This window comes from Halovenus amylolytica, from assembly GCA_004015825.1.
Classification (GTDB): Archaea; Halobacteriota; Halobacteria; order Halobacteriales; family Haloarculaceae; genus Halovenus; species Halovenus amylolytica.
This window is the reverse complement of sequence record SAYS01000001.1, coordinates 261,837-286,637: the sequence shown is the minus strand read 5'-3', so window position 1 is coordinate 286,637 and position 24,801 is coordinate 261,837. Positions and strand designations below refer to the sequence as shown.

At 61.6% G+C, this 24,801-nt stretch carries 25 protein-coding genes; 11 read left to right on the top strand and 14 right to left on the bottom strand.

The window, feature by feature from the left end; translation table 11 throughout:
* The first annotated feature begins 71 nt into the window (after nucleotides 1-71).
* A complete protein-coding gene (locus EOW68_RS03445; RefSeq protein WP_128223774.1) occupies nucleotides 72-692 on the top strand; it encodes a universal stress protein in 621 nt (206 codons plus the stop codon).
* Nucleotides 693-766: 74 nt separating this feature from the next.
* Complete coding sequence (locus EOW68_RS03440) at nucleotides 767-1,606, top strand: universal stress protein (protein WP_128223773.1); 840 nt, start codon at nucleotides 767-769, stop codon at nucleotides 1,604-1,606.
* A 31-nt stretch (nucleotides 1,607-1,637) separates the two neighbouring features.
* Here EOW68_RS03440 and EOW68_RS03435 read toward each other — a convergent pair whose 3' ends face one another.
* The 3 genes from EOW68_RS03435 to EOW68_RS03425 form a co-directional block, all read right to left on the bottom strand.
* Nucleotides 1,638-3,296 (bottom strand): methyl-accepting chemotaxis protein, encoded by a 1,659-nt coding sequence (locus EOW68_RS03435; RefSeq protein WP_128223772.1) that lies wholly within the window; start codon nucleotides 3,294-3,296, stop codon nucleotides 1,638-1,640.
* A gap of 144 nt (nucleotides 3,297-3,440) precedes the next feature.
* The gene (locus tag EOW68_RS03430; RefSeq protein ID WP_128223771.1) at nucleotides 3,441-4,187 is read right to left on the bottom strand and encodes a DICT sensory domain-containing protein; all 747 of its coding nucleotides are present in this window, start codon (nucleotides 4,185-4,187) and stop codon (nucleotides 3,441-3,443) included.
* A 110-nt stretch (nucleotides 4,188-4,297) separates the two neighbouring features.
* The gene (locus EOW68_RS03425) at nucleotides 4,298-4,729 is read right to left on the bottom strand and encodes a pyridoxamine 5'-phosphate oxidase family protein (protein ID WP_128223770.1); all 432 of its coding nucleotides are present in this window, start codon (nucleotides 4,727-4,729) and stop codon (nucleotides 4,298-4,300) included.
* Nucleotides 4,730-4,925: 196 nt separating this feature from the next.
* Here EOW68_RS03425 and EOW68_RS03420 point away from each other — a divergent pair, with 196 nt between their 5' ends.
* Nucleotides 4,926-6,797 carry a bacteriohemerythrin gene (locus EOW68_RS03420; RefSeq protein ID WP_128223769.1) on the top strand — a complete coding sequence of 624 codons (1,872 nt, stop codon included), beginning with the start codon at nucleotides 4,926-4,928 and terminating at the stop codon, nucleotides 6,795-6,797.
* Between the two features lie 4 nt (nucleotides 6,798-6,801).
* Here EOW68_RS03420 and EOW68_RS03415 read toward each other — a convergent pair whose 3' ends face one another.
* From EOW68_RS03415 to EOW68_RS03405, 3 genes are all read right to left on the bottom strand, one after another.
* Nucleotides 6,802-8,433 carry a methyl-accepting chemotaxis protein gene (locus EOW68_RS03415; RefSeq protein WP_128223812.1) on the bottom strand — a complete coding sequence of 544 codons (1,632 nt, stop codon included), beginning with the start codon at nucleotides 8,431-8,433 and terminating at the stop codon, nucleotides 6,802-6,804.
* A 155-nt stretch (nucleotides 8,434-8,588) separates the two neighbouring features.
* Nucleotides 8,589-9,275 (bottom strand): class I SAM-dependent methyltransferase, encoded by a 687-nt coding sequence (locus EOW68_RS03410; RefSeq protein ID WP_128223768.1) that lies wholly within the window; start codon nucleotides 9,273-9,275, stop codon nucleotides 8,589-8,591.
* Nucleotides 9,276-9,322: 47 nt separating this feature from the next.
* Nucleotides 9,323-9,658 carry a hypothetical protein gene (locus tag EOW68_RS03405; protein WP_128223767.1) on the bottom strand — a complete coding sequence of 112 codons (336 nt, stop codon included), beginning with the start codon at nucleotides 9,656-9,658 and terminating at the stop codon, nucleotides 9,323-9,325.
* Nucleotides 9,659-9,843: 185 nt separating this feature from the next.
* On the opposite strand from EOW68_RS03405, the gene EOW68_RS03400 reads away from it, so the two are divergent.
* From EOW68_RS03400 to EOW68_RS03390, 3 genes are all read left to right on the top strand, one after another.
* On the top strand, nucleotides 9,844-10,563 hold the full coding sequence (locus EOW68_RS03400; protein WP_128223766.1) for an RAD55 family ATPase: 720 nt from the start codon (nucleotides 9,844-9,846) through the stop codon (nucleotides 10,561-10,563).
* Between the two features lie 47 nt (nucleotides 10,564-10,610).
* Nucleotides 10,611-11,039, top strand: coding sequence for a DUF2237 family protein (locus EOW68_RS03395; RefSeq protein WP_128223765.1), 429 nt, complete (start codon nucleotides 10,611-10,613; stop codon nucleotides 11,037-11,039).
* Between the two features lie 90 nt (nucleotides 11,040-11,129).
* Nucleotides 11,130-11,954 (top strand): M14 family metallopeptidase, encoded by an 825-nt coding sequence (locus EOW68_RS03390; protein ID WP_128223764.1) that lies wholly within the window; start codon nucleotides 11,130-11,132, stop codon nucleotides 11,952-11,954.
* Nucleotides 11,955-11,967: 13 nt separating this feature from the next.
* On the opposite strand, the gene EOW68_RS03385 is transcribed toward EOW68_RS03390, so the two are convergent.
* Nucleotides 11,968-12,420: a UPF0179 family protein gene (locus tag EOW68_RS03385; RefSeq protein WP_128223763.1), complete on the bottom strand. Its 453-nt coding sequence runs from the start codon at nucleotides 12,418-12,420 to the stop codon at nucleotides 11,968-11,970.
* Nucleotides 12,421-12,549: 129 nt separating this feature from the next.
* Here EOW68_RS03385 and EOW68_RS03380 point away from each other — a divergent pair, with 129 nt between their 5' ends.
* Both EOW68_RS03380 and purB read left to right on the top strand, forming a co-directional pair.
* On the top strand, nucleotides 12,550-13,017 hold the full coding sequence (locus EOW68_RS03380; RefSeq protein ID WP_128223762.1) for a pyridoxamine 5'-phosphate oxidase family protein: 468 nt from the start codon (nucleotides 12,550-12,552) through the stop codon (nucleotides 13,015-13,017).
* Between the two features lie 128 nt (nucleotides 13,018-13,145).
* Complete coding sequence (gene purB, locus EOW68_RS03375; protein ID WP_128223761.1) at nucleotides 13,146-14,525, top strand: adenylosuccinate lyase; 1,380 nt, start codon at nucleotides 13,146-13,148, stop codon at nucleotides 14,523-14,525.
* A 519-nt stretch (nucleotides 14,526-15,044) separates the two neighbouring features.
* On the opposite strand, the gene EOW68_RS03370 is transcribed toward purB, so the two are convergent.
* Both EOW68_RS03370 and EOW68_RS03365 read right to left on the bottom strand, forming a co-directional pair.
* A complete protein-coding gene (locus tag EOW68_RS03370; RefSeq protein ID WP_128223760.1) occupies nucleotides 15,045-15,632 on the bottom strand; it encodes a DUF998 domain-containing protein in 588 nt (195 codons plus the stop codon).
* 14 nt (nucleotides 15,633-15,646) lie between these two features.
* The gene (locus EOW68_RS03365; RefSeq protein ID WP_128223759.1) at nucleotides 15,647-16,201 is read right to left on the bottom strand and encodes a class I SAM-dependent methyltransferase; all 555 of its coding nucleotides are present in this window, start codon (nucleotides 16,199-16,201) and stop codon (nucleotides 15,647-15,649) included.
* Nucleotides 16,202-16,404: 203 nt separating this feature from the next.
* Between EOW68_RS03365 and EOW68_RS03360 the strand changes: the two genes are divergently transcribed.
* The 3 genes from EOW68_RS03360 to EOW68_RS18410 are packed head-to-tail and all read left to right on the top strand — an operon-like array spanning nucleotide 16,405 to nucleotide 17,427.
* On the top strand, nucleotides 16,405-16,689 hold the full coding sequence (locus tag EOW68_RS03360) for a DUF5789 family protein (RefSeq protein WP_128223758.1): 285 nt from the start codon (nucleotides 16,405-16,407) through the stop codon (nucleotides 16,687-16,689).
* Nucleotides 16,689-17,273, top strand: coding sequence for an AAA family ATPase (locus EOW68_RS03355; RefSeq protein WP_128223757.1), 585 nt, complete (start codon nucleotides 16,689-16,691; stop codon nucleotides 17,271-17,273). Before EOW68_RS03360 ends, EOW68_RS03355 begins: the two co-directional genes overlap by 1 nt.
* A 16-nt stretch (nucleotides 17,274-17,289) precedes the next feature.
* A complete protein-coding gene (locus EOW68_RS18410; protein ID WP_431358718.1) occupies nucleotides 17,290-17,427 on the top strand; it encodes a hypothetical protein in 138 nt (45 codons plus the stop codon).
* Nucleotides 17,428-17,560: 133 nt separating this feature from the next.
* Here EOW68_RS18410 and EOW68_RS03350 read toward each other — a convergent pair whose 3' ends face one another.
* The 5 genes from EOW68_RS03350 to rdfA all read right to left on the bottom strand — a co-directional run bounded on the left by EOW68_RS03350 (nucleotide 17,561) and on the right by rdfA (nucleotide 24,797).
* A complete protein-coding gene (locus EOW68_RS03350) occupies nucleotides 17,561-17,986 on the bottom strand; it encodes a universal stress protein (protein ID WP_128223756.1) in 426 nt (141 codons plus the stop codon).
* An 84-nt stretch (nucleotides 17,987-18,070) separates the two neighbouring features.
* On the bottom strand, nucleotides 18,071-21,118 hold the full coding sequence (locus EOW68_RS03345; protein ID WP_128223755.1) for an FAD-binding and (Fe-S)-binding domain-containing protein: 3,048 nt from the start codon (nucleotides 21,116-21,118) through the stop codon (nucleotides 18,071-18,073).
* A gap of 272 nt (nucleotides 21,119-21,390) precedes the next feature.
* Entirely contained in the window at nucleotides 21,391-23,586 is a 2,196-nt protein-coding gene (locus tag EOW68_RS03340) for an LUD domain-containing protein (RefSeq protein WP_128223754.1), read from the bottom strand.
* Nucleotides 23,583-24,092, bottom strand: coding sequence for an LUD domain-containing protein (locus EOW68_RS03335; RefSeq protein WP_128223753.1), 510 nt, complete (start codon nucleotides 24,090-24,092; stop codon nucleotides 23,583-23,585). Before EOW68_RS03335 ends, EOW68_RS03340 begins: the two co-directional genes overlap by 4 nt.
* An 84-nt stretch (nucleotides 24,093-24,176) precedes the next feature.
* Nucleotides 24,177-24,797: a rod-determining factor RdfA gene (gene rdfA / locus EOW68_RS03330; protein WP_128223752.1), complete on the bottom strand. Its 621-nt coding sequence runs from the start codon at nucleotides 24,795-24,797 to the stop codon at nucleotides 24,177-24,179.
* Nucleotides 24,798-24,801 lie beyond the last annotated feature (4 nt).

Genomic DNA, 24,801 nt, shown 5'->3' with positions numbered 1-24,801 from the left:
TCCCGTGGTGACCGTTCTCACAGCCTGGGAATCAGGGGCCAGTTTTAGCCGCCGTAGTGGGTAGTTCCAGTATGTACGATCGTATCCTGCTGCCGACCGACGGAAGTACAGGCACGGCACACGTCGCGTTGCAGGCGATCGATCTCGCAAATCAGTACGGTGCAACGATCCACGCGCTGCACGTGATCGATACGGATATGCGATCGGTGCTGACAGAGGTCGGATCGGGGTTCGATACGCTGGAACAGCGTGGCGAGAACGCAGTCGGGACAGTCGAACGCCTGGGTCAGAGCCACGGCATCGAGGTGGAGACGGAGATCCGCAACGGTGATCCCGCCGAGACGATCCTGGCCGTCGCCGACGAACTCGATGCAGATCTCATCGTCTGTGGGACCCACGGCCGCTCGGGTGTCAGGCGACAGCTGCTCGGCAGCGTCGCCGAACGGGTCGTGCGCCACGCGAGTCAGCCCGTCCTGACAGTGCAGCTTCCGGAGACCGACGTTACCGTCGAGACTGAACAGCAGGCCCGGGAACTCGCGAGCGAGGCCCTCGAAGAAGACGGCTACGACGCCGAAGTGACGAACGCCGAACGACAGCTCAACGTCTGGGTCGTCGACGCGGAAACCGACGACCGGACGTTGCTCGTCTATCTCGATCCGCAGACACGCCGGACAAGTATTATCGAACGGTAGCCGGTGTCGAGGCAGTTTCCCAGCGTCTGCAAACAGCGAGTGCTGTTTTTGCGGTGTGGCTCCAACAGAAACGTATGACAGTCCTCGTTCCATACGACGGCTCCGAACAGGCCCAGTACGCGCTCGCGGCTGCCGGCGAGAGGTTCCCCGACGAGAAGCTCATACTTCTGTACGTCCTCGAACCGTACGCGAATCATACGGAAGCGGGCGGACACAGCTCGGAGGGTGCCGATCAGGCCCAGCAGCGGGCCGAGCAACTGCTCGCGGAGGGAGTCGATTCACTGCCGGACGGAGTCACCGCGGAGACGGCGATCAGCTACGGTCGTCCGGTCCACGAACTCATCCGGTTCGTCGAAGAGAACGCGGTCGAGCAGATCGTGATGGGGAGTCACGGCCGGGACGGGACCGAGCGACTGTTGCTCGGCAGCGTCGCAGAGACGGTCGTCCGGCGATCCTCGGTCCCCGTGACCGTCGTCCGTCGGAAAACGGTCGGTACTCCCGACCGCGTACTGATCCCGTTCGATGGTTCCCAGGAGTCCCGTCGTGCGCTCTCGTATGCGATCGAGGGGTATCCCGAGGCCGAACTGACCGCACTGTACGTGAGCTATCCCGACAAATTGGCGGGACCTGACAAACTCTCACCCGGGTCAGTCGACGTGGCGGAGACCGCCGCTGAAACAGAATCGATACTCGATGTTGCAAAGAAGACCGCAGAGGCGGCAGATGCGTCCATCACGGTCGAGACGACCGAGGGAGATCCCGCCCGGTCGATCGTCAGCTACGCCGAGGCCGAACTCGTCGACCACATCGTGATGGGTAGCCACGGACGCGATGGACTGACGCGACTCCTGCTCGGCAGCGTCGCCGAAACAGTGGTCCGGCGGGCTCCAACCTCGGTCACGGTCGTCCGGTAGCCCGTCTCCGGGTCAGACGATCGGCACAGCGTTACAGTTCGTCGTCGAGATTCGCGCGCTCGTCGGCATCGAGTTTGAACACGTCGATCCGGTCGTGGACGTCGTCACTCATCGCGCTGAGTTGCTGGGCCCGCCGGGCGACCTGATCCATCGCCGACGCCTGCTCGTCGAGCCCACTGGAGATCTGCTGGATCGAGGCGGTCATCTCCTCGGTCAGCCCCGCAGCGTCGTCGATCACCGCGCTGACCTCCTCCGAGTTTCCAGCCTGTGACTCGACGGCCTCCGAGATTTCGGCGAGCCCCTCGCTCGTCTGGGAGGCACGGTGGTCGATCCGATCGAGCCGGTCGCCGAGATCCTCGACCGCGTCGGCACCGTTCTCGACTTCGTCGTTCGCCTCGTTGATCCCCGTGACGAGTTCGTCGGTCTGGTCCTGGACGTTCTCGATGATCGACGCGATCTCGTCTGCCGATTCGCGGGACTCCTCGGCCAGACTCTTGACCTCGTTTGCGACGACAGCGAACCCGTCGCCGGCCTCGCCGGCACGGGCCGCCTCGATGTTGGCGTTCAACGCGAGCATGTTCGTCTGTTCGGCGATGTTGCCGATGATATCGATTATCTCGCCGACTTCTTCCATGCTCGCTTCGAGCGAATCGATCCGCTGTGCGACCGTCGAGGTGGCATCCGTGGCCTCGCGGATCTGTGTCTCGGCGGCCGTCGCCTCCTCGACGCCGTCTGACGCGATCTCCGCAACCTGGTCGGACTGGGCGTCGATCTGTTGAACGGAGGCGGTGATCTCCTCGATGGAGGCGGAGAGTTCGTCGACGTTCTCGCTCGCGCGCTGGGTTTCCTCGGCCATATCCTCCGCACCGCGGGCCAGCTCGGACGAGGAGGCATCAATCTGGTCGACCGCGGCGGTGACCTCCTCGCTGTTCGCGCTGAGTGACGCCCCGGATTCGTCGAGTTCTGCCGCGTCCTCGGTCAGCGCCTCGACGATCTCGCGGATGTTGTCGACGGCCGTATTGAGGTAGTCGTTCAGCTGATGGAACTCCTCGTACACTGCGGCGGCTTCGTCGTAGTCCGTCTCGGGTTTCGGAACTGTCGGGTCGATAGTGAGATCGCCTTCCGAGAGCCGACGGAGTTTCTCCTGCAGATCGTCGAGTACCGTCTGCTGGTACTGTTCGAGATACTGCTTTTTATCGCGCTGGCGGTTTCGCTCCGTGACGTCTTTCTCGATGAGCATCGCACCGGCGAGCTGACCGTCATCGTCGAACAACACTGTCGCCGTGCGCTCGACGGGCGTCTCGTCCTGCCCCGCGACGATCGTCTCTTCGCGTTGCTGGATATCGTCCTCTCGATCGATCGCCTCGGCGACGATCTCCGAGGCGTCGCTTCCAGTCCCCTGCAGCGCCTTCGGGACTGCTCCCACGGCTTCGGCCTCTGTGGTGTCGTACAGCTCGAGTGCCTGTGTGTTAATATGGGTGATCCGACCATCAGTATCGACGACGATCGTCGGCTCCTGTAACCCGTTCAGGATACTCCGGACGAACGCCTGTGTCTCGTTCGACCGGTCTTCGGCCTCGTTCGAGACAGCATTCTCCGAGACATCCTCCCACGAAACCGACCCGTTTCTGTCGGCCTGTCCAACTTCGGGATCCGATTCCCGCGTCTCTCTCTGCTCTTGTGACCCCATATGCAGACGTAGCACAAAAGCAGTATATTAGTGTGAGTTCCCAATTATGGTATTTGATAAAAGCTGTACAATACAGCCAGTATACGGCTATCGTGGTTTATCGATAGCAGACGTATACTGGCGATTGTCCCGAAAAGAAGGCAGCTACTGACCAGAGAGTCGCTGATCGTCGGTCGAGGTCAGGTACGTCGTTTCGAGGTGGGTACAGAGGTCGTCGACGAGAACTGCGTCGTAGGTCCAGGCCCCGAACCAGCCGTCGTCGCGCTGTTCGGCGATCAGGGCGGTCTTCTGTGCTGGCTCTCCGCCGCCATCGAAGACGACGAACCACATCTGTTCGATCTCTTCGGCGTCCGTGGTGTGGATCTCTCCGGGCCCGAAATCCGGCAATCCTGCGTCTGCCAGCCCGTACGCGTGGACCTCGACGCCCTGGCGGGCGAGATCACGGTAGATCCGCTGCTGGTCGGCCATCACGGAGACACGCTGGAAACCGGCGTGGATCGTTCCGCAACCGACCCGGCGGGCACGATCCTCGACCTCTCTCGAGGCATAGAACAGTTGTGCCTTGTCGTAAGAAGTAAATGTCGTCTCCTTGAGGTGCTGGAGGACGTCGGCGTACTCCGAATCCGCGATGCCGACATCCCTGGCGGTGGGAACAGTACTGACCAGTTCCCGGAGTTCGGCGACGTCTACGACCGCGAGAACCCTACTCGCCGAACTGAGGACGGCGACCTCGCGAGGACGACCCGAGGCGGTCCGCGCAGTCCGGATCCGGAGGTTCTGTGTCCGGAACAGCGAAGCGAGCTCCCCGGCAACCGACGGATCGGCGAGGTTGAACAGCGTGAGATCTTTCCGGTGGTGCTGGATGTACTCGATCGCCCTGGACAGATCCATTAGTTGATACACTCCACCGATAGTATATAACTATTTTCTCAAATTCTCGGGTATGAAAATCGGACACCGCAGGCAGGTCGGAATCAGGACGGGACACCAACGGGAAAGAGTCACTCGATGACGAACTCGTGGCCGCTCCAGTGGTCGATCTGTAGCTCGTAGGGGGTCATCCCGTCACCGCCCGATCCCCAGCGGACCGGGTTCGGGGCTCCCTGGGTGTTCCGGGCGAGCGTCGCGAAAGCGGCTTCGGCATCAGTGTAGGAAATCTCTTCGAGACGTCCCCGCAAGACGACGCTGCGCCAGACAGTCCCCGATTCAACCTGTTCGTACATCGTGAATCCGACGTTCGGATTGAGATCGAGACACCGTTTCTTGTAACAGTCCTCCGCTCCCTCTAGCTGGACGACAAACTGCTGTTCGTCACTGTCGTATCCGAACGCGACGGGGATCGGATACGGACCGACGCCACCGTCGAAAGCGAGGATCCCGATCCCGTTGTTCGTCAACAGCTCGTCGATCTCCGCTGCGTCGAGTTCGCGCATCTCTATCCTGGGGTTTCCGTGGGGGGAATATATATCTGAATGGTCGAACAGCCGGAACGTTCAGAAGAGAATTTAAATACCTGTATTTTACAGAAAGTGTTATCTACTGCAGTAAAAGATACATAATACACATCTTTATTTTCAGAAATTGAGAATTTCGTTATCGTTTATTCACGTACTCGTCTGACCCCCACGTATGCAACCAGAGACGGGGGAAGAGTTCATCGAGTGGGACCAGGAGCGGTACAGCACCCAGATCGAACGGTTCGACGACCAGCACAGACGGCTGTTCGAGTTGCTGAACGACCTCCACGTCGCCATGGAGCGAGGCAAATCAGACGAGAAAGTCGGCGGCATCCTCCGCGAGCTGGAGGAGTACACCGAGTACCACTTCGGGGACGAAGAGGAGTTTATGCAGGACTGTGGCTACGCGATGGACTGTGCGGACTGTTTTTACAACCACCGCGATATGCACGAGGAGTTCGCCTCGAAAGTGAGTGAACTCAGAGAGAAACACGAAAACGGCGAGTACATCACGATGGAGGTGTTGCTTTTCGCCCGCGACTGGCTGGATTCACACATCGCCGGGCTGAATCAGGACCAGAACTACACAGAGTACTACGCCGATGAGGTCCCCGAGGAGTACGAGTACGAACCGGGCAAGCTGAAAGTAGACCGGGACACCGAGACGACCACGGATCGCCACGGGGACCGAAACAGCCCCGAGAGCCAGGAGCCAGACCCAGTGGAGATCGACAGCGACATCTACGAGAGCGAGGAGCTGTCCGTGCCCGAGGAGTCGATGGGGACGTGGCTCGTCTCGCGGTTCGAACAGTACAGCGACCGGCCAGCCGTCAGGAGCGGTGACGGCGGATTCAGCGCCCGACGGTTCGACGACCTCTTCGGGGAGATCCAGACCGTGGCTGCGGGACTGCTCGATCTCGGGCTGAAGCCGGGCGACAGGGTCGGGATCCGCATGTCCCCGCGCGTCGAGTGGACGATCACCGACGCGGCCTGCTATCTCGCCGGGCTGGTCTCCGTGCCCGTGTCAGAGCTGTTCAGCGACGAGCGGACGGCACACGTCATCGAGGACGCAGCAATCGACGTGCTGGTGACAGACGACGCCGTTCCGGAGCGGATTTCGGCAAACGTCGACACGGTCCTGTCGGCAAACTCGCTCCCGGCAGGCGACCGCGACCAACTGCCAGGGCTGGACGCCGAACCGGACGACATCGCGACGATCATGTACCGGATCGGGACGACCGAGCATCCCCGTGGCTGTGCGCTCACCCACCGGAACCTCCGTGCTGGCGTCGAGATGCTCCAGCGTTCGCTCCCGCTCGATCCGGGGACGACGGGCACCTGTTTTCTCCCGCTCGCCCACGTCTACCAGCGGCTGTTCACCTACTACCTGTGGGACAGCGGTGCAGCGATCGCGTACATGCGATCCGACGAGGTGCTGGCCGATCTCGCTGCCATCGAACCGGAGGTACTCGTCGGTGTGCCCGGGATCTACGAACAGCTGTACGAGCAGATCATCGACAGACAGGACGAGTTCGGCGGCCTGCGACAGGCGCTCTCGAACGGCGTCGCCGAGAGTGTCGGCGCGGCCAGAGACGAGGGACGGAGTCTCTCGACACAGCTCTCCCTGAAACACCGCGTCGCCGAGCGGACCGTCTTCTCGACGCTCCGGAAACGGCTCGGACTGGACGACGTCGAGTACGCACTGACGGGAACGGAGCCGATCGACACCGACCTGCTCGAGTTTTTCCGTGGCTTCGGCGTCCCCGTGAGCGAACTGTACGGCGCGACCGAGCTGACAGGGCTGGCGACGTGCAACCGCGCTGGCAGCTACCGGGCCGGCACTGTCGGTGCGCCGCTGCCGGGGACGGAGATCGCCGTCGCCGAGGACGGTGAAGTGCTCGTCCGCGGCCCCAACGTGATCGAACGCTACTGGAACGACAGTACGGCCTGGCGCCAGAAACTCGGCGAGGATGGCTGGTATCGGACCGGTGATCTCGGTCGGTTCACCGAGGAGGGCGCCCTCGAAATCGAGGGGCCAAAGTAGAGCGCTACGAGACCGGCGAGACGCGCTCCCGACGCCGGTCGGTGACGGTAAAGGAGTCGAGTAGCTGCTGCAGATCACCGGATTTCGTCGAGAGGGTATCGACGCTCGACCGCACCTCGGAGACGGAGGCCGTCTGCTGCTGGGCTGCGGCAGCGACGGTTTCTGCCTCGGCGGTCGTCTGCTCGCTGATCGACGCGACCTCGTCGACCATCCTGACGACGTCTTGCGTCGTTTTGGCCTGTTCGTCGGTGGCGTCGCTGATCTCCTGGATCGTCCCGTTGACCATCTGTACCTCGTCGACGATATCGTCGAAGTTGTGCAACGTCGTCTCGATCGTCTCGACGCCGTCGGTGACCTGTGACTCCATCGCACGCACGTCGGAGACCGTCTCTTCGGAGGCCGACTGAACGGTATCGATGCGGGTCGAGATCTCTGCGGCGTACTGCCGGGTCTCCTCGGCGAGTGTTTTGACTTCGTCGGCGACGACGGCGAAGCCCTGGCCGCTCTGGCCGGCGCGGGCGGCCTCGATCGAGGCGTTCAGCGCCAGCATGTTCGTCTCCTCGGCGATCTCCTCGATGAAGGAGACGATCTCGTCGATCTCGGTTATCTGGTTGGCGAGATCCTCGACCGCTGTTGCCGTCTCGGTGATCCGGGCCTCTAGCTGGTCGAGTTCGCCGATCGCGTCCTCGGCTGCATCCCGCCCCTCGTTGCTGCGGGTCGCGGCCTCCTCGGCAGTGCTGGCTGCGTCGTCGGCCGATGCTGCGATCTCTTCGACGGTTGCCGACAGCGTGTTGATCTCGTCGGCGACCCGCTGGAGTTCCTCGGACTGTCTGGCAGCGCCGTCGGAGATCTCCTGGACGGAGTTTGCGACCTCGCCACTGGCCCGGTCGATCTCGGTCATGCTGCCGGCGGCGGTGTCGCTGGTCTGTGAAACGTCGGTCGCAAACGCCGTCACCTCGCTGATCGTCTCGCCGAGCGTCTCGACGAGATCGTTGTAGTTGTCGACCAGTCGCTCGTACTCCTCGGTTTCGAGGTCGAGATCGGACGCGTCGATCGTCGCAGTCAGGTCGCCGTTCTGGGCCCGTTCGGCGGCGTCACCGAAGGCCTCGACGAGCCCTTCAAGCCGTTGGGAGCGGCGTTCGAGCCTGTCGGTCATCGACTCCAGCTGTTCGGTGTGCGACCGGAGGTTCTCTGACATCCGGGAGAGCGACGCACCAAACTCGCCGGGCACGTCCTCCGACAGGACGGGGTCGTCGAACTCCTGCTCGGCCAGTGCTTCGGCCTGATCGGAGACGGTCACCAGATACGATCGCATCGCGACGAAGGAGTTCAACAGGCTTCCGATCTCGTCGGCCTGCTCGAAGCGGTCGATCTCGGCGCTCAGATCGCCGGCTGCGATTTCGTCTGCCCCAGCTTCGAGCTCCTTGATCGGGCCGGTGAAATCGTTACGTACGATCAGTACCGTGTTCACCAGCGCGATACTCGCACCGGCGAAGAGGAGGCCAGCGAGGAGATACCAGAGCGTCCCGGAGAACAGAAACGGGGCGAGAAAGATCCCGACGGTCGAGAGAAACTGGATCAGCACGGCCGCGATTACCTTCCGTTCGATCGATTCCGTGATACCGAGCTGTTCCATCGTCCACCAGAGCGCCGCTTCGTACCGCGCCCGGATCGAAAGTGACTCACTGTGGGCCATAGCTGAGGCTCTTACCTAAACCTACATTAAACGAATCAAGATTACCAGTCTCTGATAACCAGCGTGTCCGGCTGCTGTCAGCTCGTGAGACCGATCTAGCCCTCGGGTGCGACACCGACTGTGAGCAGTGTGCCGTGTTCGCGGTAGCGGTCGACCATCGCCTCGCGGGAGTCGAACTCCTCGGTGGGGAACTGGTCGGCCGGCGGGATCTCGATCTCGCGGTCGGGGATCGTATCCTGCTCGGCGACAATCAGCCCCGCGTCGCGAAACGCCGCCCGGTACTGCGCCCGATCCCACAGCTGCATCTCGATACCGACGAGTTCCTGCCAGTCGTGGGTGTGGACCGACTCCTCGAAGAAATTCACCGCACAGTAGACGGTTCCGCCCGGGGAGAGCACACGAGAGATCTCTTCGAGGACTGTGTCCGGTTGCTGTGCATAATAGAAGGCTTCCATCGACCAGATGTGGTCGATGCTGTCTGCCTCGAAGGGCAAGGTGTGAAAGTCCCCGATGACGTAGCCGATCCGGTCGTCGTCGGTGTACTCGCGTGCGTTGCGGACCATCTCCGGTGCGCCATCCAGGCCATACCCCCGGCCGATCCCGCGGGTCTCCCGGAGCGCTCTGAGTGCGTAGCCGGAGCCGGTGCCCAGATCGAGCACAGTATCACCCGACTCGACTGGCATCCGGGAGAGTGCGTGTTTTGCCGTATGCCAGTGGCGCTGTTCCATCCCCCTGTCCTTGCCGTCGGCGGCCCACTGATCGAACTCGGATCGAACGCTCATTGTTGGTCGAAGGGCTGGGAGGTGACATACCTCCACCGATCTCCGGACTACTCGCGCCTGCTGGTCCCGTCGTCGCTCCCCGCGTCTTCGGCGTGCTCGGTACCGTCATCTGGTCCACCCGACGCGAGACGCGTATCGTCCGCCCGGGATTCGTGAATCTCGAACACGCCATCCTCGAACATACTCCGATCCGGGTCAGGCGTGCGCTCCCCACGCTCGAACAGATACGCAAAGAGACCAAAAAATGGAACGAGGAGCGCAGTCACGGTCCAGAATTGCCGGTTCATCCCGTACTTCGGCGCATCAATCGCGACGTAGCCGGTGGCGAGCAGGTGGACCAGCAGGGGGAACCAGCTGATCATGAATATTGTCGCCAGATCCATACTCGCTGTTTGGGACTGTGGCACCTAACTGTTGGTGCCAGAAGACGACGTTTGCTCACAGCCGCATGGAAAACGGGGGACAGTTTTCCGATTTGAACTGTTTTTAGGGGGAGTGTGACTGGTAAACGATTACTAACAGGCGACTCAATACTATTCGTTTGTGGACGGAAGGAAGAAACACCGAGATGAGTCCAGTCCACCGACAAAACGACGCGGAAACCAAGCTCCAGACGGGGATCCAGCAGATCGACCGCGAACTCGATGGTGGGATCGAGCAGGGCAGTCTGTTGTCGGTTATTGCCGGGCCAGCGACACAGAGCGAGGCGCTGTTCCAGCAGTTGATCGGCGAGCGACCGACACTGTATCTGACGACGTTGCGCGAGCCCGAGAGTGTCGAACAGCGACTCGGCTGCGAGAGTGACGAGGTGTTCGTCAAGGACGTCCGTGGCAGTCAAACGATGGACCGGGAGTTCACGAAACAGATTACGGGGACACGCAGCTACTCGATGTCGATCGACGACACGGACGATATCCTCGACGCTGTCTACGAGACGATCGAACACGTCGACCGGGAGATGAACGTCATTCTCGACCCGATCAACCCCCTGGAGGAGACAGAACAGCCCGGGGCCTACCGCGAGGTTATCAACAAGTTCCAGTCGAAGATGCTCGAAACGGGCGGGGTTGGCGTGTTACACTGTGTGACACTGGAAGACGCACCACCACTGCGTGATATGACGCTTGCGATCAGTGACGTCGTCTTCGAACTGGAGCTCGTCCGGCTGACAAACGAGATGCAGTACCAGCTGACGATCCCGAAAAACCGGGGCGGGACGCCGCTGCTCGAAGAGACGGCCGTCAAGTTCGACTCCGAGGTCTGGATCGACGACACACGGAATATCTGAGCGGCCAGGACAGAATCGACTTCAACGTCGGGGCCAAATGGATCGGTATGTCCGACCAGAACAACGTTTTCGGGACGGAGTTGAAACCCTGCAGTGAGGACCCACAGACTGGGTATCTGCGCGACGGCTGCTGTCACGAGCATCCGGACGACCACGGCCGCCACGAACTCTGTGCGATCATGACCGAGGAGTTTCTCCAGTACAGCAAAGCCCAGGGAAACGACCTCATCACGCCACGCCCACAGCTTGAGTTTCCGGGGCTGGAGCCGGGTGACCGGTGGTGTCTCTGTGTCGGCCGCTGGATCGAAGCGCGGGACGCAGGCGCCGCGCCGCCAGTCGTCCTCGAAGCGACGAACGAATCCGTCCTCGGCGATATCTCCAGTGAGACGCTCAAACAGTACAAGTACGACGGTAGTTCGACTACCGACAACGGCATCGAACCCGACACCCGGACCGACAACGGCAGTGAACCGTGACAGCGGCGGGGTAAAATAGTGCGTCATCGGGTACCAACCCCGGACAGACTATCGAGGTTTAATTACGCTGCGGCCAGTAAACAGCTATAGATGCGGGTTGAGTATTTCGGAGGGACGGAACCAGAACTGGCAGTCGTCGGCGGTATTCACGGGGACGAACCCTGTGGCATCAACGCGATCGAACAGTTACTCGAAGATCCTCCCACGTTCGAGCGACCAGTCGTCTTCGTGATCGCAAACGAGGAAGCGATCGCGGCCGAGCATCGCTACGTCGAAGAGGATCTCAACAGGGCGTTCCCCGGTGACGAGGCCGGCCCGACACACGAAAAACGACTCGCGGCCGACCTCCAGTCGACACTCGGTGACTGTCTGACCCTCTCGATGCACTCGACACAGTCCTACGACGGCACGTTCGCGCTCGTGAACGAACTGACCGAGCAGCTCCACGGCCCACTGGGGCAGTTACCGGTCGATGCGGTCGTGGATGTCGGCAGTCACTCGAAAGGCCGGCTGTTCGATGCCATCCCGACGACGATCGAGGTCGAATGTGGCTACCAGGGCTCGGCACAGGCGACGAGAAACGCCAAGCGACTGCTCCAGTCCTTTCTCGAAGCGACTGGCGCAGTGGCGCCGACTGCGACAGAGGACGACTCACAACTGGAAGAGTTGCCAGTGTTCCGTCTCGACCGCCAGATCCCGAAATCGGAGGCGGCGACCTACGACGTGTTCGTCTCGAATTTCGAGCAGGTCGCGAAGGGTGAACGCTTCGCCGCTGCCGACGGCGTCGACGTCGTCGCCGAGGAGTCGTTCTATCCCGTCTTGCTTTCGGCCTATGGCTACGAGACAGTCTTTGGCTACACGGCCGAGTATCTCGGAAAGATCGGTGAACTCGACGCACGATCGGAAGTCGCCTGAGAGTCAAGCAAAATCAAGCGTCGTCGGGTGGTTCGAAATCGACGAGAGCCAGGTCGCGGTCGAGCAGACAGTGGTCGTGCGGTGGCTCGCCGCGGACAGACTGGATCCGGTGTTCTTCGTCGAAATCGGCGCCGGCTGGCTCGCAGTACTCGTGGCTCGGACAGCCCGTGTGTGGACACGGACCGGCGAGTTCGACTTTGTTCCCGACGTAGGCGCTCTCCGACGGGACGTTCGCGGTAACACTCACTGGTTCGACTTCGACGGCTGTCACACCGGTGTCGTGAACCGCACAGTCGAGCGTACTCGCACCAGTCCGGCGTTTCGTCACTTGGTACTTCCGGCCCGGGGTGAGGTTCAGACACTGGTCGCGGTACGGACAGCCCTCACAGCCCGACGCTTCCCCCTGATAGACGAACTCCTGGCCCTCCTCGGCAAGCCGCGTTCCGATCAGCGTCACCGTCCCCATACCTCGATTGTCGGGTCCCGGACGGTTGAACGTATCGCTCCGGACGAACGTATCGCCTCGACCGGCCGAGATTCCCAGATCGTAAGAATACCCGGATCTATATTGCCCTGAACCGTTCAATTGAAGCATATGTCTGTCGATCAGCTACAGAATTATGGGCTCGAAAAGATGGACGACGGCGCGATCAGTGGTTTTCTGGCGACCCAGTCGAGCGGTGTCCTCGGGCTACCAACCGAGCGCACACCGTATATGATCCCGATATCGTACGCCTACGACGGCAATCAGGCACTGTATTTCACGTATCTGCTCGGACCGAGCAGCGAGAAACACCGGCTGAGCGAGCAGACGGACCGCGCCAGATTTCTGGTCTACAGCGTCGAGACGCTGTTCAACTGGCGGAGTGTCATGCTCGAGGGGACACTGTCGGAGAAACCAGAATCCGAGTGGGACGAGATCGAACAGCACCTGGACAACGTCTGGCGGCCCGAGATCCTCCAGCGTGCTGATCTGGACGGCGGCGTCGCGATCTACGAGTTTTCGATCGAGGAACAGAGTGGCATCCGCCACACCGGGCTGGCACCCGGGTTCCAGAAGTAGGGCGAAGAGGGGCCCGGGCTGGCTATCGCCGGACCGGCAGGCTTTTTCCACCGGCTACTGATACTGGTGGCTATACGTTCGGAAAGATATTCTTCAGTTTCTTATAGCCACCAGTATGACCAACAGGTATGACCGACCGAGGCCCACTGACGGCTGTCTCCCCGCTCGACGGGCGGTACGCACGGTACACCGAAGTGCTCGTCCCGTACGCCAGCGAGCAGGCGCTCATGCGTGCACGTGTCGAAGTCGAAATCGAATATCTAATCGCACTCGCAGGTCTCGACGAGGTCCCGCTGTCGCTCACCGACGACCAGCGCGACTCGCTACGGGAGGTCTACGACTCCTTCGACCGCAGTGACGCCGAGATGATCAAACAGCTCGAAACAGAGGGCTACGGCGAGTATTCGGCGACGAACCACGACGTGAAAGCAGTCGAGTACTTCATCCGCGAGAACCTGCCAGCGGGCGTCGAGGGCACGCAGTGGATCCACTTCGGGCTGACGAGTGAGGACGCGAACAACCTCGCCTACCGCCTGCTCGTCCAGGGGGCGACCCAGGAGGTGTTGCTCCCCTCACTGCGGAACCTTCGTGACCAGCTCACCGACCTGGCCCAGCAGTATCGCGACGTGCCGATGCTCGCCCGGACCCACGGCCAGCCCGCGACGCCGACGACCTTCGGCAAGGAGATGGCAGTGTACGCCTCCCGTCTCGGCCGACAGATCGCCCGCATCGAACAGGTCGATCTCGAAGGGAAGCTCGCCGGCGCGAGTGGGACCTACGCGGCACACCACGCAGCCTACCCCGACACCGACTGGCCGGCCTTCGCTCGCTCCTTCGTCGCGGGACTCGGCCTCGAACAGGCGCCGCTGACGACGCAGGTCAACCCCTGTGACGATCTAGCGACGCTGTTCGACGCGCTCCGGGGTGCGAACAACGTCCTGCTCGATCTCGACGTGGACGCCTGGCTGTACATCTCCGACCGGTATCTCGGCCAGGAGGCCGTCGAGGGCGAGACTGGTTCCTCGACGATGCCCCACAAGGTGAATCCGATCGACTTCGAGAACAGCGAGGGGAACCTCTCGAAGGCGAACTCGGATCTCGTCTTCCTCGGGGATTACGTGACGAGTTCGCGACTCCAGCGCGATCTCTCGGATTCGACGGTCAAGCGCAACATTGGTGCCTCGTTCGCGCACTGTCTGATCGGCTACGAGAAACTGCAGAAGGGTCTGGAAAAAGTCACGCCCAACGAGCAGGTCATGCGTGGGGAACTGGAAGCGACCCCCGAGATCATCGGCGAGGCAGTCCAGACGATCCTCCGCCGCGAGGGTCACACGGATGCCTACGAGCGCGTCAAGGAGCTTACCCGGGGCCAGCGCGTCGAACTGGCTGATTTCCACGAACTGTTCGGGGAGCTGGATGTTCCAGCAAAGGTTCGTGAAGAGTTGCAAGCGCTGACCCCGGCGGGCTACAGTGGACTCGCGGACGAGCTTGTGGACGATCTGGCGTAGGGAACGGGATTGTTTTGGAATAGAAGCTCAGTTTTTACAAGAAGGATAAACAGCAAGAAAGCCCCGAGGCGCCGAACTCGGGGGCCCCGCCGCTGTCTCCGAAAATCAGAAATTTTCGGGATGACGAGAATCTTCGATTCTCGAACCACGCTCCTCGCTCCGTTCGGTCGCTCCGGTGCTTGCGGGGTCCGCCTTCGTTCAGCACCTCGCCCCTTTCAGTCCCGCCCGATGTGATTTTCCAGGTTGGGCGGGACTGAAACGGGCCGACCGCTCGATAGGCGAGACGAAGCAAGGACCGTCGTCCGAGAGATTTCGTCTCTCGGGATCACGAAAATCTTCGATTTTCGGACGACAACGAAGTGAGGACCGCAGCGAGTTCTTCGCGAACGGAGTGAGCGAAGGCCAGCGAGACGAGCGAAGCGAGTCTCGCCCGGCGCAGCCATCGAGCGGTCGGGGGCTTTCTTGCTGTTTTGAACACTCGTTACTCAGGTCTCCGATGTCAAACACAATCCGCCCACTTCAGAACCTACTCGCAACCCTCAAAGAGCGAAGCGTGATCCAGGTGCCGAAAATCACGGCCCCGATAATCTCCGGCACCGCGAGTCCCCACGGCGTGCCTGCAGCGACCCACACGATCCAGGTCAGAATATTCGCAGTCCCAGCGAGTCCGGACCGGACTGCCCACGCCCCGTTCCCACCAGACCGCCAGGCGAGCGCATCCACCCACAGGGTAATAGTAATCATGAGATAGAAGCCACTGGCGACCGGGAAGTGCGGGGCTGTGTCCTGCGGAAAGACGCCGACGAGCGCCATCAAAACGAGCGTGAGCGACAGCAAGACGGCGACGATCCGATGGAATCGCCCAGTTGCACCCCGATACAGCACCGCACAGAAGACGAGACCGAGGAGGCCACCGACGATCAACCCGCCGTTGAACAACAGGACAGTGACAGTCGTGCCGGCATCAGTCGCCGTGACGCCGAGATTCGACAGCGCATTCTCACGCCAGGCGAACGACGGTGAGAGAAGCGTCGCCACAAGCGTACAGCCGATCGTCACGACTGCCGCGAACGTACCCGTCAGTGGCTGGAGTGAGCGTGATCGCATAGAATATCGAAGGTCTACCGTTCGCCGACGAGCTTGAATGTCTCGGAGCGTTCCCGTGCCGTCACGATGTCGAAGCCCGCATCGGAGAGCATAGCCGCGGCGGATTCGGCATCGTAGCGTTCCTCGACAGGCGGACCAGACTCACCCCGACCAGCCCGCGACCAGTCGACGAAGACGACCCGGCCGCCGCCGTCGATCACACGGGCCAGTTCGTCGAGCGAGGATTCGGAGGCGCTCTCGTGGAAGGTCATCGTCGAGAAACTGCCGTCGAAGGTTCCGTCCGGGAAGGGAAGCACGTCCGCGCCTGCGGTAACGAGCGCGACGTTTGCCGGGACTCCACGCTCGGCATACCGGCCGTGCATCGCGGGCTGGAGGTCGACACCACAGACCTGCCCGACGAAGGGCGCGACCTCGTCGGTGTAGAAGCCGGAGCCACTGCCGACTTCGAGAATGCGTGTGGCTGGCCCAGTGGGCAACGCACCGAGCAGCTCTTCGCGGGAACAGAACCGGAACCGGGACGGATCCTCCAGCCGGTCGATTTTGGCTGGATCGAACGTGTGAAAACCCATTATCTGCCCGTAGACGCGAGAGCGGTAAGTAGTTTACCGAAGGCGAGTCAGCTGGTCGGTAGCGGTCCGGATCGATAATGTTATTATTATTCGTTATGTATACTGATTTGCATACCGGGACGGTGTGTGAGCAGGTCGTTTCAGAACTGCAACAGCCGGATACCGGCTCCAGATTGGCCGGGTAGCCAATCTACGTGATAATCATGAGATTGACAGATGCAAGAGACCGATTCGTCAGTGAGTTCACATTCCCCGTCGACAGCGAGAGAGTGGTCGAAACGATGGGGGATGTCGAAATAGATGGGCCGACAGAGAACCCCGAGACAGTCGAGGAGGTAATCCAGCGGTCGGGTGCCGATTCGTTCCAGTCTGCCGACGATCTGTACGATACCATCATCGGGTCGATCAGCAGCGAGTACGTGGGACGCCGGTTCTACGACGACCGTGGCTCGAACACCGCACTCGACGTCGAAGAGGTGTCGTTCTAATGTCCGACAACATCGTCGTCAGCGGCGTTCCTGGCGTCGGTGCCTCGAAAGTCTGTGAGCACACACGACGCCAGCTCGGCGAGGAGTACACGCTCGTGAATGTGGGGGACGTAATGCTCCAGGAGGCACTCGAACACGGCCTCGCGACCAGTCGCAAGGAACTCGTTCGACTCCGGCTTCGTGATCAGCGAGCGCTCCAGCGGCGGGCGGGTGAACACATCGCCCGGGAGTCCGACTCGGGACCGATCCTGATAAACACACATCTCGTCGTCGAGACACCGCTTGGCTACATCCCGGGACTGGGAACCGAAATGCTGGGGGATATCGATCCGGGGGCATTCGTGATCGTCGACGCCGATACCGAAACGATCCGGGACCGCCGCGAGCGGAGTGATCGCTCGTATGCGTACTTCAGCCAGTCCGTCGAGTTCCACAAACAGCTCCAGAACTCCGCCGCGCTCGCGTACTCCCTGAATAGTTCGGCTCCCATCTACCACCTCCGCAACGAAGGGGAGATCGAAGAAACGAGCGAACAGCTCGCGACGATCGCCGGCATCCTCTCGAATCTCTCGACCCAGCCCTGAGCGGGAACTGGGCGAGTTGCACACCACCCGCCAGATCGAAGATCCAGCCCCACGGGAGCGCGAAAGATCCCGTGCGGCCGCTGTCGCTGGCCAGTACTTCGGCGACGACTACGAGTTCGAAAGCGCCTGCGAACTGGTCGACGAGTTCAGCTGACGGGCATCCGCGACGAAACTGTATTTTTCCACTGCTCCAGAACGGGTCGTTCTTCGGAAGTTGTTACAGGCATATATTTGTAACAGTTTTGACCGGCAGCAGATCCGAAGGCGGACATCAAAAAAGAGGACGACTACTTCACGACGATCGTGGTCGTCGGGGATCGCCGAACGATAGTCTCCGCGACACTGCCGAGCAGTTTCTGTCCTGTCCCTTCCCGGCCGTAGGTACCCATGACGACAGTGTCGTACTCTTCGGCGTGGTCGACGATGACCCGTTTCGGGGGCCCCTCTTCGACGGTCGTCTCCAGTTCGCCGTCGTATCCCGCGTCGGCGACCAGTTCGCGTGCCTCCTCGAAGATCTCTTCGGCGCGGTTCTCGGCTGCCTGGCGTACCTGCTCGTCCATCACGATGACTGTCCCCTCCGCAGCAGCAGTCTCGTGGAAATCCAGCGCGTGCACCAGCGCGACCTCGGCGTCGGGCCAGTTCTCGACCGCGTACGCCAGCGCATCGTACGATTTCTCGGAGCCGTCTACCGGTACCAGTATGCGCTCAGTCATACTACAGCCAGTACGTGACACTGCAAGAACATAAAGACACACCGGAAAAATGAAGAATTTTACCCTATCTCCGTCGCTGGAAACTCAGTTCGGCAGTGCTGCTTCGACTTTCTCGATGGGGTGTGGTGGTTTCCCTTGCTGGTTCTCGTACTCCAGTAGCTGTGACCGACAGGAGGTACCGGGTGCGACGACCTCCTCGCCGGGCGAGTCGTCGACCAGATCGTACAGCATCTGGCCGACAGATTTGCTCATCGAGTAGTGTTCGGCCTCGTAGCCAAAGGAGCCAGCCATCCCACAGCACGTCGAGTCGACCTCGTCGACGTCGTAGCCCACCCCGGCGAGGACGTTGACGGCGTGGTGTTCCTGTTTCATCGCGGTCTGCTGGCAGTGGCCGTGGTAGGTCAGCGTCTGGCCCGGATCCTCGAAGGCAATCCCGTCGTGCAGGTCGTAGATATCGAGATACTCCATGACACTGTAGGTGTTCGCCGCGACGAGTTCGGTGTCCTCGTCGGAGAAGAAATCCAGGTAGTCGCTCTGGTACATCACCGAGTCCGATGGCTCGACGCTGACGACGTCCCAGCCGTCGCGGATCATCGGCGCGAGTGTGTCGACGTTCTCGCGTGCGGTCTCGCGGGCGTGATCGAGCATGCTCTTCGAGTGGGCCGGCCGGCCGCTGTCGGTCACGTCGTCAGGAATCTTGACGTGGACACCAGCGGCTTCGAGTGTCTTGACGGCTGCTTTGCCGACCCCGGGCTGTGTGTAATTCGTGTACGGATCGGCCAGCACCAGCGCCTTGCGGTCGGCTGCATCTTCGGAGATCTTCGGTGTCCGTGAGCGGTCCCACTTCTTCAACGTCTTTCGCTTGAACGTTGGCAGGTCTCGCTCCCGTGCGATGCCGATGGTCTTCTCCATGATGAGATCTGTCCCAGGCATCTTCATCGCCCAGTTCGAGATCGGGGCGAAGGTACTCCCCAGCGAGTACAGCGTCTCCACGTTTGCGAACATCTTGTCACGGAAGGGAATTCCCTCCTGTTGGTGGTGTTCGTGTTTCACCTCGGCTTTCAATTTCGCCATGTCGACGCCGCTCGGGCAGTCATGCTTGCAGCCCTTGCAACTGATACAGAGATCCAGCACCTCGTTTATGAACTCCTCGTCTGTCGGATCGTCGGGCAGTTGGCCGTCCATCGCCCGCCGGAGCATGTTCGCCCGGCCACGTGTCGATGTAATCTCCTCGTTCTGTGTCGCGCGGTAGGTCGGACACATCACGCTGCCGGTGGTGTCCTGGTGACCGGTACAGCCGGCACAGCCGTGACACAGTTCGGCCATCCCCTGGAAACCGTTCTCGTTGTGCCACTCCAGTTCGGGCTCGAAACCGGGGTCGAAGCTGTATTCCTCGTCGTACCGGAGGTTCTCGTCGGGCTGGAACTCGCCGCAGATGTTGCCCGGATTCAGCAGGTGGTCCGGATCGAACGCCGCCTTGATATCCTGGAATGCACCCCACAGCTCGTCACCGTACAGTTTCTGATTCCACTTCGTCCGGGCGCGCCCGTCGCCGTGCTCACCGGAGACCGAGCCGCCGTACTCGATGACGAGATCGGTGATGGCGTCCGAAATTTCCATCATCTCCTCCTTGCCACCCTCCGCTTTCAGATTCAACAGTGGGCGGATGTGCAACACGCCCGGCCCAGCATGGGCGTAGTAGGAGGCGAAGGTGTCGTGTTCGTCGAACAACTCCTGGATATCCGAAACGTACTCGGGGAGGTTCTCCGCCGGGACGGCCGTATCTTCGACAAAGGGCCAGTGTTTGTCGTCGCCAGTCCGCGAGAGCAAGATCGGCAGCCCGGCCTTGCGCATCTTCCAGAACTTCGCCTGGGTCTTCTCGTCGTACGCCTCCAGGGCGTTGACAGCGTGGATCTCTGCCTCGGTCTCGATCGCGTCGTCGGTCGGGTCGAACCCGGTCTCGGGCTCGACGGTCGGGAGGCGGTCGGCGAGGAGATTCGCCACCTTCTGTTTGCCCTCGGCGACGGAGTCGGCGTAGAACTCCACGAGCAACGTGGAGTTGGTCCCCTCTGGCAGTGTCCCGACGAGATCCGAAAACTCCGCCGTATCGCGGGCAAGATCCAGCAACACGTCGTCCATCACCTCGACTGCGGAGGGATCGTGTTCGAGAATCGGCGCAACGTCGCGCATCGCATCCAGCATCTCGTCGTAGGTCAACAGGACGACGGAGGTCTCCGCCGGGATCGGTTCCAGCGAGACCTCGGCCTCGGTGACGATGGCGAGCGTTCCCTCGCTGCCGGCCATCAGCCGGCCGACGTTGACCTCGCCACGTTCCTCGATATCCTCTCGGAGTTTGTCGAGGTTGTACCCCGAGACGTTCCGCATGAGGTTGGGATATCGCTTCTCGATCTCGTCGTCGTACTCGCGGAGCACCCGCGAGAGTTCGGCGTAGATCTGGTCTTCGAGGGTCGCGTCTGTCCCGATGTTGGCTGCCCGCTCGTGGAGTTCCTCGACGTCCATCCAGCCGAAAGTCGTCAGGGTTCCGTCGGCGAGGACAACCTCGACTTCCTCGACGTAGCCGTCGGCTTTCTCGTATTTCAGCGAGTGCGCACCGGTCGTGTTGTTGCCGATACAGCCGCCGAGGACGCTCTTGTCGCCCCACGCCGGGTCGGGCGCGTACTTCACCCCGTGCGGTTTGAGGTTGTTGTTGAGCCGGGCGATCGTGATCCCTGGCTGTGCGCGGGCGGTGCCCGCGTCCGGATCGATATCGACGAGCCGGTCCATCTCCTTTTTGAAATCCAGGACGACAGCCTCGTTGACCGCCTGGCCGGCGAGACTCGTCCCACCACCACGTGGTAACACCGGAATAGCGTTTTCAGCACAGTACTCCATGACCGCCTGGACGTCGTCGGTCGATTCTGGAGCGACGACGCCAATCGGAAGCTGCTGGTAGGCACTGGCGTCTGTCGCGTAGAGATTCCGTGTGTAGCTGTCGAAGCGGACCTCGCCGTCGACCAGTCCCTGGAGGTCGGCAAGCAGATCTGGCCGCTCGATTTCGTCGCTTTGATGGTTGTAATTTGCACGCGAGTCTGCTGACGGATCGGGAATGTTCGTATTAGCTGTGTCGCTCATGAGTCTCTCCTCTCTCTGGGTTCGTTCGCCACCTGCCCGATGTGCTGCCGGCGCAGCGGGCCGGGACGGCACCGATCACCGGAGTACCCCACCCGGCAGTCTGTGACACCGTGTTGCCCCGACCCCACCCACGAAGGTCCCCGGACCGTCCGCTGGTCCGGGCCACCACAACTGGTGTGTGACACGTTCTCTGTGGCAATAGTTACAGTTTGGATCCATTGCACTTCTAATTTGCCCTCAAGTGGGCGGATCTGCAGTGGGGCGGGGGACTGTTACCGCGGGGCGATCAGTTCGACGACGTGTGTTGGCTCCTCGTCCAGCAGGTCGCCGATCTGGTCGGTACAGGAGGTCCCGCTCGCGATGACGTGGTCGGCGTCAGCATCCCTGAGCTGTCCCTCCAGGTTCGAGCCCACGTCCATCGAGAGTTCGTAGTACTGCTCTTTGTAGCCGAAGGAGCCGGCCATCCCACAGCACTCGACGTCACTCGTGGTCACGTCGTAGCCACACCGGTTCAGCACCTCGATACTGTACTCGTCCAGCCCCATGGTCCGCTGCTGGCAGTGGGAGTGGTAGGCCACCGTCTCGGTCCCGTTTGCGACGTGTAGCTGGTCGACGTCTGCACCGTTTGCCACCAGCCCGTAGATGTATTCGAGGATCTCGTAGCTGTTGTCGGCCAGCGGTTCGAACTCCTCGTCGGGGAGGAACCGGTCGTAATCCGCACGGAACATCGCCAGGTCGCTTGGCTCGATGACGACCACGTCGTACCCCTCGTCGACGTAGGGTCCGAGCTGGTCGGAGACGCGCTCGGCTTTCGTCCGGGCGGTGTCGATCATCCCCTGGGAGAGGGGTGCCCGACCGGCGCCGGAGACCGATGGAACGAGTACCTCGACGTCGAGGGCTTCGAGCGCCCTGACGGCAGCCTTGCCGCGTTCGACGTCCATGTAGTTCGTGTACAGATCGGCATAGAGCACCACCTTCCGGTCGGGATCGATCGGCGGGATCCGGTCGCGACTTTCGAACCAGTCGACGAGTGTCGTCCGCTGGAATGCGGGCAGGTCGCGCTGGTCGGTCACACCGGCGACCCGTTCGAGCAGTTGTTTGACGGGACCAGCCTGTGCGACCCAGTTCGAGATGGGTGCGAACGCGCTGCCCATCTGTGCCAGCGTCTCGAAGTTGCCGAACAGTCGTTTCTGGAGGTCTGGGCCGGAGGTCTCGGTATCCGGCGTCAGTCCGTCGACCAGAAACTCCATGTTGGGCTCTTTGTCGGTGTTGATCCGATCCCGAACGACAGTGTTGATCCACGGGATATCGATTCCCACTGGGCAGGCCTCGACACACCGCGAACAGCCGGTACAGAGGTCGTTGAACTCCGCCGCCGAGTCGAGTCCGTGGACGCCGGCCTCCCAGCCCGTCGCGATCCCGCCGGAGTAGGTCTCGCCGCCAAAGGCGTGGCCGCCGACCGACTGGAAGTTCGCACAGGTGTTCGAACAGGCCGAACACCGGATGCAGTACAGCGTCTCCTTGAGTTCCTCGTCTTCCCGCATCGCCAGCCGACCGTTGTCGATGAGGACGAGATGGAACTCCCGGTCGTCCTCGCCCGCGATCGGTGTGTCGGGGTCGTCGAAATCGATCGTCGGCGAGTCGAGCGGCGGGGTCAGCAGCGAAATATAGCTGGTGATATCCTGTCCGGTCCCCGAGCGCCCGATCAGTTCGATGAAGGGCTGGAGATCCTCGACGGTCGGAACGATCTTCTCGACACCCGCGACCGCGATCTGTGTCTCGGGTACCGCCACCGTCTTGCGGGCGTTGCCCTCGCTGGTGACCAGCGCCATCGTTCCGGAGTCGGCGGTGATGAAGTTCGCGCCGGTCATCCCCACGTCGGCGTCCTGGATGAGTTCGCCGAGTTGCTTGCGGGCGAACATCGTCAGCTCTTCGGCGGTTTCGAGTTCCTCCGCCGGCTCGAAGTACGCGTTGAACAGTTTCGCGATCTCCGCGCGGGATTTGTGGATCGCCGGCGCAACGATGTGACTCGGTGCCTCCTCGGCGAGTTGCAGCACCCACTCGCCGAGATCCGTCTCGACGACGTCGACGCCGCGGGACTCGAGGTGTTCGTTGACCTCGATCTCCTCGCTGGTCATCGACTTGCTTTTGACCAGCCGTTCGGCGTCGTTTTCGGCACAGACCTCCGCGATGTACTCGTTGGCGTCGGCCTCGTCGTCGGCGATGTAGACCGTGCCGCCGTTTTCCTCGATCGTCTCGGTTACCTGATCGATGAGTTCGGGGAGCCGTTCTATGGCGTCTTCTTTGATTTCCCTGGCCTCGTCTTTGAGTCCCTCGTAATCTTCGAGTTTGGCGACGGATTCGTACCGCCCGTCGTTGAAGCCACGGGTGTTGTCCCCGACAGCGTCGCCCTCTGTCTCCATGATGTGCCGGATGTGATCGGCCTTGGATTCGCGCTGGGAACTCATGAGACGACGAGCACCTCCACCTGTTTCGGGCCGTGGGCACCCTGGACGAGCGCGCCCATATCCGCCGTCGCGGATGGGCCGGTCGCGATGATCGCCGAATCACGGCTCTCCCGGAGTTCGTCGCCGAACCACTCGAAGGCCGCTTCCATGTCGGGCACAATATCCGCCCTGTCGAGGACCGCGATATGGAGATCGTTGAACAGGCTCACTGGCTCGCTGCCGTCGGTGTCCGACCGGAGCACGATGCTGCCGTAGTCGGCGATCGCGAGCGATGCGGCGGTGACGCCGGTAGCCGCCGCCTCGATATCGGCCGGTGTCGGCTCTGTTTCGACGCTCTCCGGCAGCGTCGCGTCCTCCCACGGGAGTTCGATACCAACCGCAGGCAGTTCGATGCGCTCCACAATGGCGTCGGACACCTTCCCCGGCGACACCTCCGTCACCCCCACGCCATAGCGGGCTGCCTCTGTGGCAAACTGGTCGTACGTATCTTCAATCTGGTGTGACATTGTCTGTCCCCCGTACCGTGTTCCGGGTTTAGTGTGGCTCTCACTTCTACTTTGCCCTGAATTCCACTGCAGTCTCGGGATTGGTTACTCAGTTCCTGCCGGCGTCGACGCACAATCACAGCCCCTGCCCTCGAACAGTTCGTCGAGGTCGTAGAACTGGCCACAGTCGTCACAGATGACCGTAATATCGACGAGGACGTCGAACGCCTCGCCGTCGATTGCGTCCTGACTGGCGAGTTGGCTGACGCCACGGTCGGTAACGGCGGCAGTTCGGGCCCGGAGGGCGTCGATCCGGTCGCGCCAGCTGTCGATGCACTCGGTTGCCGTTTCGGTCTCGTCGTCCCGGGAGACGCCGAGACAGTTTCGCAGATGCCGGTAGACAGTCTGATGGGAGACGAACTGCGATTCGATCTCCTCGATCGGGACGCCGTCCTGTCGGAGTCGTTCGCGTGCCTGCGTCCGTGTCCCGGCGTCGACATCGTCGTCAGTCAGGACGCGGTAGAGATTCTCTATTTCACCGTCGATCGGGATCCGGTCAGCCTGCTCGAAGCCGGCACGCACCAGTCGGCGGTTGAACTGCTCGGTGAGATCGCGGACGCTGTGGTCGTCGTCGGTCCACTGGGCTGCCAGCCGGTCGTGAATCTCGGGAAACCCACAGCTATCCGCCACGGTGCCCACCTTGCACGAGCAGACTGTGGAGGTCATTCGT